The 15,035-nt window shown below is 57.8% G+C and carries 12 protein-coding genes; 7 read left to right on the top strand and 5 right to left on the bottom strand.

From position 1 onward, the window contains the following. Window positions 1-3: 3 nt before the first annotated feature. The 5 genes from bamC to ypfH all read left to right on the top strand — a co-directional run bounded on the left by bamC (window position 4) and on the right by ypfH (window position 5,566). Window positions 4-1,038, top strand: a complete 1,035-nt coding sequence (gene bamC, locus HB664_RS19645) for an outer membrane protein assembly factor BamC (protein WP_033146169.1) — start codon at window positions 4-6, stop codon at window positions 1,036-1,038. A 109-nt stretch (window positions 1,039-1,147) separates the two neighbouring features. Beyond that, entirely contained in the window at window positions 1,148-1,861 is a 714-nt protein-coding gene (gene purC / locus HB664_RS19640; protein WP_023332985.1) for a phosphoribosylaminoimidazolesuccinocarboxamide synthase, read from the top strand. Between the two features lie 120 nt (window positions 1,862-1,981). Further along, window positions 1,982-2,851: a neutral zinc metallopeptidase gene (locus HB664_RS19635; RefSeq protein WP_196354953.1), complete on the top strand. Its 870-nt coding sequence runs from the start codon at window positions 1,982-1,984 to the stop codon at window positions 2,849-2,851. Next, entirely contained in the window at window positions 2,851-4,797 is a 1,947-nt protein-coding gene (locus HB664_RS19630; protein ID WP_219940070.1) for a tRNA(Met) cytidine acetyltransferase TmcA, read from the top strand. The genes HB664_RS19635 and HB664_RS19630 overlap by 1 nt, the downstream gene beginning before the upstream one ends. Before the next feature lie 73 nt (window positions 4,798-4,870). Continuing rightward, window positions 4,871-5,566: an esterase gene (gene ypfH, locus HB664_RS19625; protein ID WP_033146166.1), complete on the top strand. Its 696-nt coding sequence runs from the start codon at window positions 4,871-4,873 to the stop codon at window positions 5,564-5,566. A 78-nt stretch (window positions 5,567-5,644) separates the two neighbouring features. On the opposite strand, the gene HB664_RS19620 is transcribed toward ypfH, so the two are convergent. Genes HB664_RS19620 through HB664_RS19610 form a run of 3 tightly spaced genes read right to left on the bottom strand, consistent with a single transcriptional unit; the run spans window position 5,645 to window position 7,355 of the window. Beyond that, entirely contained in the window at window positions 5,645-5,842 is a 198-nt protein-coding gene (locus tag HB664_RS19620; RefSeq protein WP_014171111.1) for a YpfN family protein, read from the bottom strand. 24 nt (window positions 5,843-5,866) lie between these two features. After that, entirely contained in the window at window positions 5,867-6,994 is a 1,128-nt protein-coding gene (gene dapE / locus HB664_RS19615) for a succinyl-diaminopimelate desuccinylase (protein ID WP_033146165.1), read from the bottom strand. A gap of 10 nt (window positions 6,995-7,004) precedes the next feature. Beyond that, complete coding sequence (locus tag HB664_RS19610) at window positions 7,005-7,355, bottom strand: ArsC family reductase (protein ID WP_033146164.1); 351 nt, start codon at window positions 7,353-7,355, stop codon at window positions 7,005-7,007. 387 nt (window positions 7,356-7,742) lie between these two features. Here HB664_RS19610 and ypfM point away from each other — a divergent pair, with 387 nt between their 5' ends. Beyond that, complete coding sequence (gene ypfM / locus HB664_RS19605) at window positions 7,743-7,802, top strand: protein YpfM (protein ID WP_015572204.1); 60 nt, start codon at window positions 7,743-7,745, stop codon at window positions 7,800-7,802. A 109-nt stretch (window positions 7,803-7,911) separates the two neighbouring features. On the opposite strand, the gene acrD is transcribed toward ypfM, so the two are convergent. Together acrD and narQ are read right to left on the bottom strand one after the other, a co-directional pair. Continuing rightward, window positions 7,912-11,025, bottom strand: a complete 3,114-nt coding sequence (gene acrD / locus HB664_RS19600; protein ID WP_219940069.1) for a multidrug efflux RND transporter permease AcrD — start codon at window positions 11,023-11,025, stop codon at window positions 7,912-7,914. Window positions 11,026-11,167: 142 nt separating this feature from the next. After that, window positions 11,168-12,862, bottom strand: coding sequence for a nitrate/nitrite two-component system sensor histidine kinase NarQ (gene narQ / locus HB664_RS19595; protein ID WP_094934575.1), 1,695 nt, complete (start codon window positions 12,860-12,862; stop codon window positions 11,168-11,170). Window positions 12,863-13,014: 152 nt separating this feature from the next. Between narQ and aegA the strand changes: the two genes are divergently transcribed. Further along, complete coding sequence (aegA, locus tag HB664_RS19590; protein WP_094934574.1) at window positions 13,015-14,991, top strand: formate-dependent uric acid utilization protein AegA; 1,977 nt, start codon at window positions 13,015-13,017, stop codon at window positions 14,989-14,991. Window positions 14,992-15,035 lie beyond the last annotated feature (44 nt).

Below are 15,035 nucleotides of genomic sequence, written 5' to 3'. Positions count from 1 at the left end.
TTGATGGCTTATTCAGTACAGAAGTCGCGCCTGGCGAAGGTTGCGAGTGTTTCGCTTGTTATGCTGCTCGCTGCCTGTAGTTCAGATTCGCGCTACAAGCGCCAGGTGAGCGGTGATGAATCCTATCTGGATGCGACCCCGCTTGCTGAACTTCACGCACCGGCTGGTATGATCCTGCCGATTCAGAACGGCGATTATAATATTCCCGTGACCAACGGCAGCGGCTTGGTCGGTAAAGCGCTTGATATTCGTCCGCCAGCACAGCCTCTGGCGCTGGTCAGCGGGGCGCGTACCCAGTTCACCGGTGATACGGCGTCTCTGATGGTTGAGAGCGCGCGCGGTAGCACGCTGTGGCCGCAGGTTGTCAGCGTCATTCAGTCGAAGAACTACACCATCGATAAACGCGATGACGCCAGCCAGACGTTAACCACCGACTGGATCGAATGGAACCGCCTGGATGAAGACCAGCAGTACCGCGGTCGTTATCAAGTCTCCGTTAAACCACAGGGTTACCAGCAGGCGGTTAACGTTAAGCTGTTGAACCTGGAGCAGGCGGGTAAACCGGTTGCGGATGCCGCGTCCCTGCAGCGTTACAGTACCGAAATGCTGAACGTGATTGCCGCGGGTCTGGATAAGACCGCTACCGATGCCGCCAACGCCGCGCAGAGCCGCAACGGCGCGACCTTCGATGTGCAAAGCGGTGCGGATGATACCGGCCTGCCAATGCTGGTGGTGCGTGCACCGTTTAACCAGACCTGGCAGCGTCTGCCAGCGACGCTGGAAAAAGTGGGCATGAAAGTGACCGACAGCACGCGTTCAACCGGCAGCATGACGGCAACGTATAAGCCGCTCTCCGACAGCGCATGGCAGGAACTGGGCGCGAAAGATCCTCAGCTTGCCTCCGGTGACTACAAGATTCAGGTAGGCGACCTTGATAACCGCAGCAGTCTGCAGTTTATCGATCCAAAAGGTCATACGCTGACCCAGTCGCAGAACGATGCGCTGGTCGCTGTCTTCCAGGCAGCATTCAGCAAATAAATACGAGGGCTGGTGAATCCAGCCCTTTTTATTTTAGTGCTACGCAAACGTGTGCGTGGCATAATATCCCCAGTTTTGAACACAAATCATCACACCAGGAGTAATGAAGATGCAGAAGCAAGCTGAGTTGTATCGTGGCAAAGCGAAGACCGTATACAGCACGGAAAACCCGGATCTGTTGGTGCTCGAGTTCCGCAATGATACGTCAGCAGGGGATGGCGCACGCATTGAGCAGTTCGATCGTAAAGGCATGGTGAACAACAAGTTCAACCACTTCATTATGACCAAACTGGCCGAAGCGGGCATCCCGACCCAGATGGAAGCGTTACTGTCCGATACGGAATGTCTGGTGAAAAAACTGGATATGGTTCCGGTTGAGTGCGTTATTCGTAACCGTGCGGCGGGCTCCCTGGTGAAGCGTCTGGGCATTGAAGAAGGTATCGAACTGAATCCACCGCTGTTCGACCTGTTCCTGAAAAACGATGCCATGCACGACCCGATGGTCAACGAATCCTACTGCGAAACCTTCGGCTGGGTGAGCAAAGAGAACCTGGCGCGTATGCAGGAGCTGACCTACAAAGCCAACGACGTGCTGAAAAAACTGTTTGATGACGCGGGCCTGATCCTCGTCGACTTCAAGCTGGAGTTTGGTCTGTTCAAAGGCGAAGTGGTGCTGGGCGATGAGTTCTCACCAGACGGTAGCCGCCTGTGGGATAAAGAAACCCTGGATAAAATGGACAAAGACCGTTTCCGTCAGAGCCTGGGTGGCCTGATTGAAGCGTACGAAGCGGTTGCTCACCGTTTAGGCGTTAAGCTCGACTAACTCCCTCACTTGCCAAAGGATGTTCCCATCCTTTGGCGTCTTACCTTTGTTTCCTATGGTAATCTTGCCGTTAACCGCCTACGATCATAGCTATTATAAATGGAATAGTTCGAGGTGGTTATGCGCTGGCAAGGGCGTCGTGAAAGTGACAATGTAGAAGACAGACGCAGTGATGGCGGCGGCGGTCCTTCAATGGGAGGACCAGGCTTCCGGTTACCCAGCGGCAAGGGCGGGATAATCCTGCTGATTGTCGTGCTGGTTGCGGGATATTACGGCGTTGACCTCACCGGGTTGATGACCGGTCAGCCGCTGCAGCAGCAGGAGCATTCTCAGCGCTCCATCAGCCCGAATGAAGATGAAGCGGCCAAATTTACCTCCGTTATTCTCGCCACAACAGAAGACACCTGGGGTCAGCTATTTGAGAAGATGGGGCGTACCTACCAGCAGCCGAAACTGGTGATGTACCGGGGGGCAACCCGCACCGGATGCGGTACCGGGCAATCTGTGATGGGGCCGTTCTACTGCCCGGCAGACGGCACCGTCTATATCGATCTCTCTTTTTACGATGACATGAAACGCAAGCTTGGCGCTGACGGTGATTTTGCCCAGGGCTACGTGATCGCGCATGAAGTCGGTCATCACGTGCAAAAGCTGCTGGGGATTGAGCCCAAAGTGCGCCAGCTCCAGCAAAATGCGTCTCAGGCTGACGTGAACCGCCTTTCCGTTAAAATGGAGCTGCAGGCGGACTGCTTCGCGGGCGTCTGGGGCCACAGCATGCAGCAGCAGGGCGTGCTGGAATCCGGCGATCTTGAAGAGGCGTTAAATGCCGCTCAGGCTATCGGTGACGACCGTCTTCAGCAGCAAAGCCAGGGGCGCGTCGTGCCGGACAGCTTCACACACGGTACTTCACAGCAGCGCTATAGCTGGTTCAAACGCGGCTTCGACAGCGGCGATCCGGCGCAGTGTAATACCTTCGGCAAAACGATGTAATGCTGGAGTTTGAACAGCTGATAAGAGAGCTTGAGCGCACCGGCCATCGTCGGCTGGTGGTGCTCAGCGGTGAGGCGCAGTGGACGTTAACCCAGGCGCTGACCCTGCGTGACGCCTTGCCCGGAGACTGGGTAAGGCTTGACGAACATCCTTCAAAAGCCATCAGCGGCCTGCTGGGACGCGAGTTCCGGCACGCTGTTTTTGACGCCAGCGCCGGGTTTGATGTCGCCGCATTTGCCGCCCTGAGCGGAACGCTGAGCGCCGGAAGCCTTCTGGTGCTGCGGGTTCCGCCGCTTGATGCGTGGCCCGGGTTGCCAGACAGCGATTCACTGCGCTGGAGCGACAGCGCCGAAGCGATAGCCACGCCGCATTTTGTCCACCATTTCTGCCGCACGATTGCCGCCGATCCCGACGCTATTGTCTGGCTTCAGGGCTGCGGGTTATCCCTTCCGCCTTTACCCGACGCGCCAGACTGGCAGCCTGCCAGCGGCGCACCGCAGCGCGAGCAGGCTGAGATCCTGGATGTGCTGCTGGGGATGCCGGAGGGCATCGTGGCCGTCACCGCCGCGCGCGGGCGAGGAAAATCAGCCCTGGCGGGAATGCTGCTGAACCGCATTGCCGGCAGCGCCGTGGTTACCGCACCGTCGAAGGGGGCGACGGATATCATCGCCCGCTTTGCCGGAGAGCGTTTTCATTTTATGGCCCCGGACGCGCTGCTTGCCTCTTCATACCAGGCTGACTGGCTAATTGTCGATGAAGCCGCTGCGATCCCCGGACCTCTGCTGGAAAAGCTAGCTGTCCGTTTCCCTCGCGTGCTGTTGACCACCACGGTGCAGGGATATGAAGGGACGGGTCGGGGATTCTTGCTTAAATTCTGCGGTCGGTTTACCGGGCTGCAGCGCTACAGCTTATCTACACCGGTACGCTGGGCGGCGGGCTGCCCGCTTGAGCGGGTTGTTGCCAGCGCGCTGCTGTTTGACGATACGCTGATTGACCGACGCCCGGAAGGGGAGGTGCGTTTAACGTCTCTGACGCCGACGGCATGGGAAAGCCGCCCGGCGCTTGCAGCGAGCGTATATGAGCTTCTCTGCGCGGCGCATTATCGCACCTCGCCGCTCGATTTACGCCGCATGATGGACGCGCCCGGGCAGCAGTTTGCCGTTGCCGAAACGAATCCGGTTATCGCCGGGGCGCTCTGGCTGGTGGAGGAGGGCGGGCTCTCCCCTGAGCTTAGCCGCGCCGTGTGGGCAGGATACCGGCGTCCGCGCGGTAACCTGGTGGCGCAGTCTCTGGCGGCGCACGGCGGCTCTCCGCTGGCGGCGACGCTCAGAGGACGACGGGTGACCCGCATTGCCGTACATCCTCACCGTCAGCGGGAAGGGATTGGCCAGGCGCTTGTTCGCGGCGCCAGCGGCGAAGACTATCTGTCGGTGAGCTTTGGTTATACCGATGAGCTGTGGCGTTTCTGGCAGCAATGTGGGTTTGTGCTGGTGCGGATGGGCAGCCATCGTGAAGCCAGCAGCGGCTGCTACACCGCGATGGCGTTGCTGCCGCAGAGCGAGGCCGGGCGCCAGCTGTGCGAGCAGGCGCAGCAGCGTCTGAAGCGCGATGCGCGGGTGCTATCGGCCTGGAACGGTGAAAAGATCCCCGTGGAAGACGGCTGGGAAGCTACCCTTAATAATGACGACTGGCTGGAGCTGGCGGGGTTTGCTTTTGCGCATCGGGCGTTTTCAACCTCGGTTGCCGCACTGACGCGGCTGTTGTTAACCGTGGATATGCCGCTTCCGGCCCTGCGCGGGAAAATGGACGGAAAAACGGAAGACGTCGGGCGAAAAGCGTTGCTGGCAACGTTGCGGAATGAAACCGCGCAAGCGATTGAAAGTCTTGATTATCTCCGTAGCCAGCAGTTGAAAGAAGACATTTTGCAATGGCAATTTTTTCAATGACTTCTTCAGTAAAGTGGCATGGTCATTCACGTCGGGAGGCGTAGAATCCAGGTCATCTATTAAGGAGACCACCATGAAACACGACCATTTTGTTGTTCAAAGCCCTGACAAACCGGCTAAACAGTTACTGCTTCTGTTTCATGGCGTTGGCGATAATGCCGTCAATATGGGTCAGATTGGCAGCTGGTTTGCGCCCGTGTTTCCGGAAGCATTGATTGTCAGCATCGGTGGCGTAGAGCCATGTGGTCCGAACGGACGCCAGTGGTTCTCTGTTCAGGGCGTGACGGAAGAGAATCGTCAGGCTCGCATCGACGCCATCATGCCGACCTTTATCGACGTCGTCCGCTACTGGCAGCAGCAGAGCGGCGTGGGTGCTGACGCGACCGCGCTGATAGGCTTCTCGCAGGGGTCAATCATGTCGCTGGAAAGCGTAAAAGCGCAGCCGGGTCTGGCGTCACGCGTCATTGCGTTTAACGGCCGTTTTGCGACGTTACCGACAAGCGCGACCACGCAGACCACGATCCACCTGATCCACGGTGGCGAAGACCGGGTGATTGAGCTCTCGCATGCGGTTGCCGCTCAGGAAGCGCTGATTCGCGAAGGTGGAGACGTGACGCTGGATATCGTTGACGATCTGGGCCACGCGATTGACGACCGTAGCATGCAGTTCGCGCTCGATCGTTTGCGCTATACCGTACCGAAGCACTACTTTGATGAAGCGCTCAGCGGCGGCAAGCCGGATAACGATGATATTGTAGAGTTTATGTGATTATTTCCCCTCACCTCTAAGGGGGAGGGAACATGGCTCCCCTCGCCCCTCTGGGGAGAGGGGCTGGGGGTGAGGGGATTACTTCTTCTGGTCCTTCTTCGGCCAGTCGTCGTCATCGTCCCACTTGTCGTTAAAATCACGGTGCGGGGGAAGATCCGGTTTATTGGCGAGAAATTTTTTATGGTCAACGCGCTTAAGATCTTTAATCACGTTCAGCAGTACGCCGACCAGAAAAACCAACACCAGAATCCACCAGTACTTTGAAAGCCAATCCATTCGCTATTCCTCTCAGAGCGTTCGTCAGGCGACGAGTTGCTCCATAATACGTTGATACATACGGGCCAGCAGTTGCAAATCTGCCGCATTGACACACTCATTGATTTTATGAATGGTTGCGTTCACTGGACCCAGTTCGACAACTTGGGCACCCATACGGGCGATAAAGCGTCCGTCTGAGGTGCCACCCGTTGTCAGCAGCTGTGGCTTAATTTCATTATAGTGCTCGATGGCGTTCACCACCGCATCCACCAGCTTACCGCGATGCGTCAGGAACGGCTGGCCGGAAAGCCACCACTCCACGGTGTAGCGCAGGTGATATTTTTCCAGCAGCGCGATAACGCGCGCCTTGATCATCTCATCGGTCAGTTCGGTGCTGAAGCGGAAGTTAAACTGGACGAAGTAATCGCCCGGGATCACGTTGTTGCTGCCGGTTCCGGCCTTGACGTTCGCAATCTGCATGCTGGTCGGCGGGAAGAATTCGTTGCCTTTATCCCACTCGATGCCCACCAGCTCGCTCAGCATCGGCGCAGCGCGATGGACCGGGTTATCGGCCAGATGCGGGTATGCAACGTGCCCCTGAACGCCGTGAATGGTCAGGTTACAGGTCAGCGAGCCGCGGCGCCCGTTTTTGACGACATCGCCCACCACTTCGGTACTGGACGGCTCACCGACCAGGCAGTAGTCGAGACGCTCGTTACGCGCCATCAGCGCTTCAACGACCTTCACGGTACCGTTATGGGCGCTGGCTTCTTCGTCGGAGGTGATTAAAAACGCCAGACGGTTTTTGTGGTTTGGATGCTGAGCCACAAAGCGCTCTGCCGCCACGACCATCGCCGCCAGGGAGCCTTTCATGTCTGCCGCGCCGCGACCAAACAGCATGCCGTCGCGGATGGTCGGCTCAAACGGCGGGTTAATCCAGCGATCCGCGTCACCGGCGGGAACGACGTCAGTATGCCCGGCAAAGGCCAGCGTTTCGCCCTGTCCGCGCCACGCCCAGAAGTTCTGGGTATCGCCAAAATCCATGCGTTCAACGGTAAAACCGATGGCACGCAGGCGCTCAATCATAAGTGCCTGACAACCTGCGTCGTCCGGGCTAAGGGAAGGACGGCGAATAAGCTGCTGAGTCAGCTCAATGACCGGGCATGACATAAACTACACCTCAACGAAAAAAGTCGGAATAAAGGGTTTCACTGAAACCCAGCAGCATAGGCTGCCCTGGCGCGCAGAGCAATGGGCGTTTGATAATTGCCGGCATGTCGAGCATCAGTTTTGCCGCGCTGTCGGCGTTGTTGATGCTGGCGCGCAGAGATTCGTCCAGCTTACGCCAGGTGGTGCCGCGCGTGTTCAGCAGGGCTTCCCACCCCAGTTCGCCGATCGCGCTATGCAGAAATTCTGCATCAAGCCCGTCGGCTCGGTAATCGTGGAAACGGTACTCCACGCCGTTTGCTTCCAGCCAGCGACGGGCTTTTTTTATGGTGTCGCAATTTTTAATGCCGTACATCACAACCATGGTGAATCCTTTTGACCTAATGATGATTAAACGTTCAGTAAATTCGAAGATATATCCTTAAGTGGAATATAACACATTCAGGAATCGTCTGGATTTACGCTTCTTCTTAATTCAACTCACATCTGTACGCTGAATATTCTTTCACCCTTTAAGCATAGATGTCCATAAAGTTTAAATTTCGAATAAACTCAGCGGGTAAAATAAAACTCACCCGTTCGGAGGGTTATTTCAAAATATTGCTAGCCGTCACAAAAAATTGAGGCCTCTCCGTTCATATTTATCATAAATCCCCGCAGGACGTGGGGTACAATCACAGCAATTGGTTAAATAGTCTTCACAATGATGGTCCGTTTTTGTAGAATGCGCATAATAATAAGAGAGGTTGTTATGATTGAACGTGAACTGGGGAACTGGAAAGATTTTATCGAAGGCATGCTTCGTAAATGACATTCAGTAAGAATTGCAAGAGCACTAAAATAAGTAAAATAACCATAGTGTGAATTAATCACACAATAAAAAGGCGGCCGATAAAACCGCCTTTTTTTATTTCAATCACTTACTCAGCCCGTTCCTTTAGCGGGAAGCGACGACGGACCAGCACAAAGAACAACGGCACGAAGTAAATGGCCAGGATGGTTGCCGAAATCATGCCGCCCATCACTCCCGTCCCGACGGCATGCTGGCTGCTGGAGCCTGCGCCCGTACTGGTTGCCATCGGCAGTACGCCAAAGACAAACGCCAGCGACGTCATCAGGATCGGGCGTAAGCGCTGACGGCAGGCGTGCAGCGTGGCGGCCATCAGCTCGTGGCCTTTGGCATTCATCTCGTTGGCAAATTCAACGATCAGAATGGCGTTTTTCGCCGATAGCCCAATCACGGTGAGCAGACCCACCTGGAAGTAAACATCGTTCTCGAGGCCGCGCATCCAGGTCGCCAGCAGCGCACCGATGACGCCAAGCGGCACGACCAGCATGACCGAGAACGGTACCGACCAGCTTTCATACAGTGCGGCTAGGCAGAGGAAGACCACCAGCAGAGAGAGCGCGTAAAGTGCGGGAGCCTGTGCCCCGGAGAGTCGCTCCTGGTAGGACATGGCCGTCCACTCCAGACCAAAACCGGCGGGCAGCTGCTGGACCAGTTTTTCCATGGTATCCATAGCGGTACCGGTACTGACGCCCGGCGCAGCTTCCCCGACGATTTCAACCGCAGAGTAGCCGTTATAGCGCTCCAGACGCGGCGAACCGCTCTCCCAGTGCGAGGTGGCAAACGCGGAGAACGGCACCATGCCGCCAGCGTTATTCCTGACAAACCAGCGGTTTATATCATCCGGCAGCATGCGGAACGGCGCGGCGGACTGGACATACACTTTTTTCACGCGGCCGCGATCCATAAAGTCATTCACATAGCTCGAGCCCCACGCCGTCTGCAGGGTATCGTTGATATCGTTGATCGACACGCCCAGCGCCTGCGCCTTACGCTGATCGATATCCACCTGGAGCTGCGGGCTGTCGTCAAGACCGTTATGGCGGACGCGGGTCAGGCCAGGACCGTTGCCCGCCAGCGCTAGCAGCTTATCGCGTGCCGCCATCAGCGCCGTGTGGCCCGCGCCGGCGTGATCCTGCAGCTCCATATCAAACCCGGCGGAACTGCCCAGACCGCTTATCGCCGGCGGGCTGCTGGCGAAGACGCGCGCCTCTTTAATATGCGCAAAGGCTTTGGTTGCGCGTTCAATAATGGCAAATGACGTTCCCGTTCGGGTATCGCGCTCGTCCCAGTCCTTCAGGCGGACGAACATGCGGGCGACGTTCTGCCCGTTTCCGCCCGGGCCAGAGCCCACGGTGGAGAAGACCGACACAACGTTATCTTTCTCTTTGGTGAAGAAGTACTGCTCCACTTTCTGGACCACTTTCAGCGTCTGCTGCTGCGTTGCGCCGCTCGGGAGCTGCACCGAGGTGGTGAACATGCCGCGGTCTTCCATCGGCAGAAAAGAGGTGGGGAGATGCATAAACAGCCAGACCATGCCGCCCAGCAGCACAACGTAAATCATCATCCAGCGCAGGCTGCGATGGAGCACGCCACCGACGGCAGATTCATACCGCGCGGCATTGCGGTTGAACATCCGGTTAAACCAGCCGAAGAACCCTTTTTGCCCGTGCTGCTCCCCTTTGTGCAGCGGTTTTAGAATGGTGGCGCACAGCGCGGGGGTGAGGATCAGCGCCACCAGCACGGAGAGCACCATCGCCGAGACGATGGTTATTGAGAACTGACGGTAAATCGCCCCTGTTGTGCCGCCAAAGAAGGCCATCGGGATAAAGACGGCCGACAGCACCATCGCGATACCGACCAGCGCCCCCTGAATTTGCCCCATGGATTTGCGCGTCGCCTGGCGCGGCGAGAGTCCTTCTTCGCTCATGATGCGCTCGACATTTTCAACCACCACGATGGCATCATCCACCAGAAGGCCAATCGCCAGCACCATCGCAAACATCGTCAGGGTGTTAATGCTGTACCCGAACGCGTAAAGCACCGCAAAGGTCCCCAGCAGCACCACGGGGACGGCAATGGTTGGGATCAGCGTCGCGCGGAAGTTTTGCAGGAACAGGTACATCACCAGGAATACCAGCGCGATGGCTTCCAGCAGGGTCTTCACCACGTCCTCGATCGACGCTTTAACGAAGGAGGTGGTTTCGTAGGCGACTTTGTACTCCAGCCCGTGCGGAAAATACTGTGAAAGTTCGTCCAGACGGTCTAACACCAGTTTTGCCGTGGCCATTTCGTTTGCGCCGGACGCAAGCTTTATCCCCAGACCGGAGGCCTGATTGCCGTTAAAGCGGCTCAGGTAGTCGTATTTTTCCGCCCCCATTTCCACCGTGGCGACATCGCCCAGACGCACTTCCGACCCATCCTGATTCACGCGCAGGGTGATGTTGCGGAACTGGTCCGGCGTCTGCAGCAGGGATTGCGAATTGATGGTGGCGTTCAGGGCCTGCTTATCGACGGACGGCGTTCCCCCCAGCTGCCCCACCGCAATCTGGGCGTTCTGGGCCTTGATGGCATTCGTCACGTCGGTTGCCGTCATCTGGACGCTGTTCAGCTTGTTGGGGTCGAGCCAGATGCGCATAGAGTATTGTGAGCCATAGGCGTCGATATCCCCGACGCCGTTGATACGGCTGATGGGATCCTGAATATTACTGGCGACGTAGTCCGCAATGTCCTGTTTATCCATCGAGCCATCTGTCGAGACAAACGCGATGGTCAAAATGTTGGTATCACCGGTTTTACGCACGGTCACGCCCTGATTCTGCACCGCCTGGGGCAGCTTGCGCATGGCCGACTGCAGCTGGTTTTGCACCTGCTGCACCGCTTCGTCCGGGTCCGTGCCCGCCTTAAAGCTCAGGGTAACCGTCGCCTGGCCCGTGGCGCTACTTTGTGAGGACATGTACATCAGGTTATCCAGACCCGTCATGTTCTGCTCGATAACCTGCGTCACGGTGTTTTCCAGCGTTTGTGCGGAAGCGCCGGGGTAGTTTGCCGTTACGCGCACGTTAGGCGGCGCCAGATCGGGGTATTGCTCAACAGGCAGTGAAGTAATCGCCAGGACACCTGTCAGACACAACAGGATGGCAAGCACCCAGGCAAAAATGGGGCGATCGATGAAAAAATTCGCCATGAAAGAGTGACCTCGTTTTGCTGCACGTCATTATTGTTTATTGCCCGCATAACTTTAGCGGTAAGGCCCAGGTCAAACGTGGAGAAATAAAGGAGATAATGTAAATTATCATGCGCTTTTCCCTGCGCTTCCCTCTTTACCGTTATTTACCCGTTAACGGCGTGGGCGCCGGGAACGTCACGCTGACCAGCGTGCCGCCGTTTTGCGGCTGCGAGAAGTGCAGCATCCCGCCGAGCCGTTGCGCGCGTTCGCGCATAATGTTCAGGCCGTAGTGTCCCGGCGGCTCGCTGGCTTCGCCAATCCCGATGCCGTTATCGCGTATGCTGACGCTGTGCGTACCGTCCACGGCGGTCACGCAGCTGACGGTGATCTCGCTGGCCTGCGCGTGCTTAATGGCGTTCAGCACGGCCTCACGCACGATCTGCAGCAAATGCACCTGCTTTTGCGCGTCCAGCGCCAGCGAGGAGAGGCGGCAGTCGAGATGCAGCTTCGCCTGCGTCTGGCTCTGCAGGACGTCGAGGGACTCCTGCAGCGCCGCGGGTAAGTTCGCGTGGTTGAGCGTCAGGCGGAAGGTGGTAAGCAGCTCGCGAAGCTGCTGCCAGGCATTGTTCAGCTCGCGGGAAAAGTCGGTGATGATGGTCTGCGCCGGGATATTTTCCTCGGGCACGGCGCGTTTGAGCAGCGCAAGCTGAATGCGCAGATACGACAGCACCTGCGCCAGCGAATCGTGCAGCTCGCGTGCAATGGTGGCGCGCTCTTCCATCAGCAGCAGCTGCTGGTAATGTTTTTGCGCCTGGTTAAAGTACAGCCCGCGCCCGAGCATGGTCGCCACGCTTCTCATCAGCGGAAGGGGAACGCTGTCCGTCTCGCTTTGCCAGCGCAGCTCGCCATAAAGGGTGTCCTGCATCAGTACCGGCAGGTGCTGCAAAGGAATGCCATGTGACTCCGTCCCTTCAGACAGCCGCCAGTCGTCGCTGGTGCGCAGTTCGAGATAATTCATTTGCGTATAGTCATGGACAATCTGCAGGATATGCCGAAAGCAGTGGCTGTCTATCTGGCCGGTATTCAGCGCCTGAGAGCATTTGAACAGCATGTCGAGCTGCTGGTGGGCTTCATGCAAATGCCGAGTCTTTTCCGCGACCGAGGCTTCGAGCGAACGGTAGAGCGTAGCCAGCTCGGCGGACATGTGGTTGAAGGCGCGGGAGAGTTGGCCCAGCTCGTTCGGCAGGGCGGTATCGGGCGCCGGGGTTGCAAATTCCCCTCGCTCAACCCGTTCGCTGGCCGCCACCAGATTGTTAAGCGGCAACACCACCTGGCGACGGATGCCTCGCAGGGTAAATAGCGTCAGCAGCAGGATCCCGAGAGCGCCCGCCAGCGAGAGCAGGGTCACCGTCTGAATTTTATGTTCGGTGTAGTGCTGGAGGACGAGCACAAAGGCATCAATACGGCCGACAAAATCCTCAATGTGGGTTTGATACCACGCGCTGTCGCCGCGGGCGATGCGCGCATCCATCTCCAGCCAGGCCACGTGCAGCTGCTGGTAGCGCGCTTTAACATTGTCCGGGACGTACCAGCGGTTCAGCTTCTGCAGGGCAGGCGCGCTCAGCGTCCGTTGCCAGCTGTCGCGATGCGCGGCAAGGGAAGGGCTGTTGCGCTGCATCTCGTAGCCCAGACGATAGCTCTGCATGCGCAGTGAACCCGCGATATTAATGGCTTCGGCGTCACGCTGGCTGCTGGCTAGCGTCAGCAGCGCGACGGTGCTGGTCAGCACGGATAAGGCAATTATCGAAAAGAAAGCCCAGGCAAGGCTTCCGGAAACGGGTCGTTTGACGGTCACAGAACGGCTCTCTGAATAAAATTGATCTGCTACAGGTTCACTGTAAATAATTCGGCATTCCGGGCATTTGAACATTGCCCGATCGCGCCGTGATGCGTAAATACCATATTCATACAAAGAATAAGGTTATTGAACCAAAAACAGGTGTGGTTATGAATCGTTTTATTATGGCTAACAGCCAGCAGTGCATCGGGTGTCGCGCCTGCGAAGTGGCCTGCGTGATGGCGCACAACGATGAGCAGCACGTCCTGAGCGAGCGCCATTTTCATCCCCGCATTACGGTCCTGAGGTCCGGCGAGAAGAGTAGCCCCGTCACCTGCCATCACTGTGAAAATGCGCCCTGCGCGCAAAGTTGCCCGAACGGCGCCATCAGCAAATGCGATGACAGCGTACAGGTGAATCAACAAAAATGCATCGGCTGTAAGGCCTGCGTGGTGGCCTGCCCGTTTGGCACGATGGAGATTATCGTCACCCCGCTCGACAGCGGCGGCGTGAAGGCCTCGGCGAATAAATGCGATCTCTGTCTGACGCGGCTACACGGCCCGGCCTGTATCGAAAATTGCCCGGCAGATGTCCTCTCACTGGCGACGCCTGCTGTCCTTGATACTCTGGCGAAATCGCGCCGCCAGCGCACGGCCTGCCTGGAGGCGCAGCCCTGGCACGCGGAAGCCGTCAGAGAAGACGCTTCGCGCACCAAACTGCATCAGATGCAAACAACCCCGCCACGCGGCGAGCCCGACAAGCTGGCTGCCGCAGAACGCGTGAGCCATTTTAACGAAATTTACCTGCCGTTCCGGGACGAGCAGGCCGCCCGCGAGGCGTCGCGCTGCCTGAAATGCGGAGAGCACAGCATTTGCGAATGGACCTGCCCGCTGCATAACCACATCCCGCAGTGGATCGAGCGCCTCAACGCGGGGGATATCGCCGACGCGGTCGAGCTTTCACATCAGACCAACTGTTTACCTGAAATTACCGGCCGCGTCTGTCCGCAGGACCGATTATGCGAGGGTGCCTGCACAATACGTGAAGAGGCGGGATCCGTGACCATCGGTAACATTGAGCGCTATATCTCCGATCGGGCGCTGGCGATGGGCTGGCGGCCAGATATGTCCGCCGTCACGCCGACAGGTAAACGTGTCGCGATCGTCGGCGCGGGGCCCGCCGGGCTGGCGTGCGCCGACGTGCTGGCGCGCAGCGGCGCGAGTGTGACGGTCTATGACCGGCATCCGGAAATTGGCGGATTGCTGACCTTTGGCATCCCGGCATTCAAGCTGGACAAATCGCTGCTCGCGCGGCGCAGAGAGATATTTACCGCGATGGGGATCCGCTTCGAGCTGAACTGCGAGGTGGGCCAGGACGTGTCGATGTCGCAGTTAAAGAACGAGTACGACGCCCTGTTTATTGGCGTGGGAACCTATCGCTCGATGAAGGCGGGTATCCCGCATGAAGACGCGCCAGGGGTCTATGACGCGCTGCCTTTCCTTGTAGGTAACACGCGGCACGTTATGGGGCTGGAGTCGACGGCCAGCGAACCGTTTATCGACACCCATGGCTTAAACGTGGTGGTGCTTGGCGGGGGCGATACCGCGATGGACTGCGTCCGCACCGCGTTACGCCACGGCGCGGCAAAGGTGACCTGCGCCTATCGTCGGGATGAGGCCAATATGCCTGGCTCGAAGAAAGAGGTGAAGAACGCCCGAGAAGAGGGTGCGGCGTTTGAATTTAACGTCCAGCCGGTTGAGCTGACGCTGGATCCGAACGGTAAGATCAACGGTATCCGGATGCTGCGTACCGAGCTCGGTGAACCGGACGCGCAGGGACGGCGTCGACCGGTTCCCATGGCGGGCAGCGAGTTCGTGATGGCGGCTGATGCGGTCATCATGGCGTTTGGTTTTAACCCGCACGCGATGCCGTGGCTGCAGGCGCAGGGTGTCGAAACGGACGACCGGGGGCGGATCGTTGCCTCCGTCGAGAGCCGCTACCGTTACCAGACGACTAACCCACAAATCTTCGCCGGGGGCGATGCGGTACGCGGCGCGGATCTGGTGGTGACCGCAATGGCGGAAGGGCGTCATGCGGCGCAGGGGATACTCGACTGGCTTGGGGTTAACGCGCCAAATCATCATTAAACCGGCGGGCGACAAAGCGGGATTCACGGCGTAGTATAAGACGA

Origin of the sequence: Enterobacter sp. DNB-S2 (assembly GCF_019443845.1) — a bacterium.
In the GTDB taxonomy this organism is placed as follows: domain Bacteria; phylum Pseudomonadota; class Gammaproteobacteria; order Enterobacterales; family Enterobacteriaceae; genus Enterobacter; species Enterobacter asburiae_B.
This window is presented reverse-complemented; position numbering and strand designations above follow the sequence as displayed.

Excerpts from the sequence above, each read along its gene's own strand:
- bamC (WP_033146169.1), top strand. The coding sequence starts at position 4 with ATGGCTTATTCAGTACAGAAGTCGCGCCTGGCGAAGGTTGCGAGTGTT.
- purC (WP_023332985.1), top strand. The coding sequence starts at position 1,148 with ATGCAGAAGCAAGCTGAGTTGTATCGTGGCAAAGCGAAGACCGTATAC.
- HB664_RS19635 (WP_196354953.1), top strand. The coding sequence starts at position 1,982 with ATGCGCTGGCAAGGGCGTCGTGAAAGTGACAATGTAGAAGACAGACGC.
- HB664_RS19630 (WP_219940070.1), top strand. The coding sequence starts at position 2,851 with ATGCTGGAGTTTGAACAGCTGATAAGAGAGCTTGAGCGCACCGGCCAT.
- ypfH (WP_033146166.1), top strand. The coding sequence starts at position 4,871 with ATGAAACACGACCATTTTGTTGTTCAAAGCCCTGACAAACCGGCTAAA.
- HB664_RS19620 (WP_014171111.1), bottom strand. The coding sequence starts at position 5,842 with ATGGATTGGCTTTCAAAGTACTGGTGGATTCTGGTGTTGGTTTTTCTG.
- dapE (WP_033146165.1), bottom strand. The coding sequence starts at position 6,994 with ATGTCATGCCCGGTCATTGAGCTGACTCAGCAGCTTATTCGCCGTCCT.
- HB664_RS19610 (WP_033146164.1), bottom strand. The coding sequence starts at position 7,355 with ATGGTTGTGATGTACGGCATTAAAAATTGCGACACCATAAAAAAAGCC.
- acrD (WP_219940069.1), bottom strand. The coding sequence starts at position 11,025 with ATGGCGAATTTTTTCATCGATCGCCCCATTTTTGCCTGGGTGCTTGCC.
- aegA (WP_094934574.1), top strand. The coding sequence starts at position 13,015 with ATGAATCGTTTTATTATGGCTAACAGCCAGCAGTGCATCGGGTGTCGC.